This window comes from Vulcanococcus limneticus LL, from assembly GCF_002252705.1.
GTDB lineage: Bacteria > Cyanobacteriota > Cyanobacteriia > PCC-6307 > Cyanobiaceae > Vulcanococcus > Vulcanococcus limneticus.
Genome location: NZ_NQLA01000118.1, coordinates 1 through 1998, shown reverse-complemented (window position 1 = coordinate 1998; position 1998 = coordinate 1). Strand labels below are relative to the sequence as shown.

The 1998-nt window shown below is 59.8% G+C and carries 2 protein-coding genes; both read right to left on the bottom strand.

Annotation, left to right across the window (positions count from 1 at the left end; translation table 11 throughout):
• Positions 1-97 precede the first annotated feature (97 nt).
• Positions 98-229: a hypothetical protein gene (locus tag CJZ98_RS19415; protein WP_269798980.1), complete on the bottom strand. Its 132-nt coding sequence runs from the start codon at positions 227-229 to the stop codon at positions 98-100.
• A gap of 116 nt (positions 230-345) precedes the next feature.
• Positions 346-1188 carry an ABC transporter six-transmembrane domain-containing protein gene (locus CJZ98_RS17590; protein WP_094592397.1) on the bottom strand — a complete coding sequence of 281 codons (843 nt, stop codon included), beginning with the start codon at positions 1186-1188 and terminating at the stop codon, positions 346-348.
• Positions 1189-1998: the final 810 nt, after the last annotated feature.

Sequence of the window (1998 nt, the reverse complement as noted above, 5' to 3'; positions counted from 1 at the left end):
GGGGCGTACGCCCCTGGAGGCAGCTCAACAGGGAGTTGCAGCATGACCACATCCACCCACTCTCATAAGGACTGGACCGACAAAGGGGGTCACGTCACTACAGCAGGGCCTTCAGCCCATCCAGGCCCATCGTTTCAAGCCCCAGCCCCCTGGCAGCCTGCAGGAACAGCAGCAGGTCCTTGCGCAGGTGGGCGGTGCGGATGTTGGGGTTGGCGTAGTCGTCGGCCAAGCTGCTTGGCCAGCTTCTTGTCGAAGGTGGCGGCATTGAGCCGCCCAGTACCCTCTGTGCCGCGGCCATACCAGAGGCAAATCGTGTTGCCTGTACTCGTGTATCCGAGCTGATGCTCAGTGCCCCAGCCGCGTCTGAATGTCCTGGAGTCGAGCGAGACTATTCACTAAAGCCGGAGCATTGTCAAGGCCCTCCACGTAATCGAATACATAGGCCAGCACCGCATAGATCGCGCCCGCGCTGAATGACGGCGAACGGGTGAAGTCGATCAGGATGATAACGAGAGCCACGATCGTGGCGAGCTCCGTCACGGTCCAAGTCCACGACTCACTGTCCGACAGATGCACATTCCAGCGACGCACACGGCCGAAATGGCGTCGCAGGCGCAGTACTCGCGCCGTCTGAATGTCCTCGATCTCGCGCTCGATCTGGTCGTTGAGGCCCCGGTGCAACTGGCGCGCGCGGCGCCAGTACCAGGCGTTCACGAGCGCCGTCGGCAGCAGCACCGCCGTCGCGATGAAACCCGCCTCGATGTCGTAGGTGAACAGCATCACCAGCGATCCGATCACGGTTACCACCTGGGAGAACATCGCTGGCACGTCGGCTTCGAAGAATCCCACCATGTCGCGCATCATCTCGACCCGGGCCGACACGATGCTGGTGCTGTGGCCGCGATCGCTCTGCTCAGCGACGGTGTTGACGGCGAGGCGGGCATAGATTCCCATGAACACACGGGTGTCGTACCGCTGCCGCACGAAGGACGTGAACAGGTGCACGAGCCACACGGCGATCAGCGCCGAAAGACCCTGGTAGCTGTATTTCAGCAGCCCATCTACAGCCAGCCCAGTGAGCGCTGGATAGGCGAGCATGCAGAGGTTCTCCAGCAGGGTCAGGGTGTAGGTGCCAGTGATCGCCAGCCGTTCACCATCAGAAAGCGCCGCAAGGATCGTCTGCTTCATCTTGAGGCCTAGAGCCGCGACCAGCGCAGCAGACTGACTCCCCCCAGGACGATCGCCAGAAGACCAGTCAACACAATGAGCCAGGTTGCGTCGTCTATCGCACCGAATAGAGCAGCCTTGCCTTGGACCATCACCAGAGTTCCTCCCAAGAGAGCCAAGAGGCCAGCCCCAGCAATCCAATGATGGCTCCTACGTCCAGGGCGTGTCCACGAGAGGGCGAGAAGCGCCACACCCAGAGGGAGCAGCGCCAACACATCGTGAACCACCAGAGGCAGGAGAAAGGAAAGGGCCGTCATGGCTTTGATGGCATGGCTAGGAATAACTTCTTGGGAGCCAGAAGCGACTGATGCATCAAGCGTAGCGATTACCGAGACTTACTTCTATCAACTGCCGGAATGCAGGTCCACCCAAGCCCAGCTTGAGCCAGCAATGGCAAGGGCGGCGCATATCAGCATCCCCGGGCAAACCTTATTCAGAATGACCAGCAGTACCATGAATGTGCCGACTTAACTCCGCGCACACACAGTCCAGGAGATGAATCGATCTATGCCTAAGTGAGCTACCCGTATGTAGTTAAACTCGATGCTGGATGCCAGCATGCCAACGAAGCGAATGCACACATCGTCGCCAGCGCTTAACCCAGAGAAGTGCAGAGCCTGTCTTGGGAGTAACATGAAACACAGACCGGGCACCAAGAGCATAGATAGCCCTACTGACGTGGACCCCGGAAACCGGTCCAGGGTGAATGAGAGTCCTCATCCGGCCAGACTGGGCCGGGGACTCGACCATGAAACGCACCAGGCACACAGC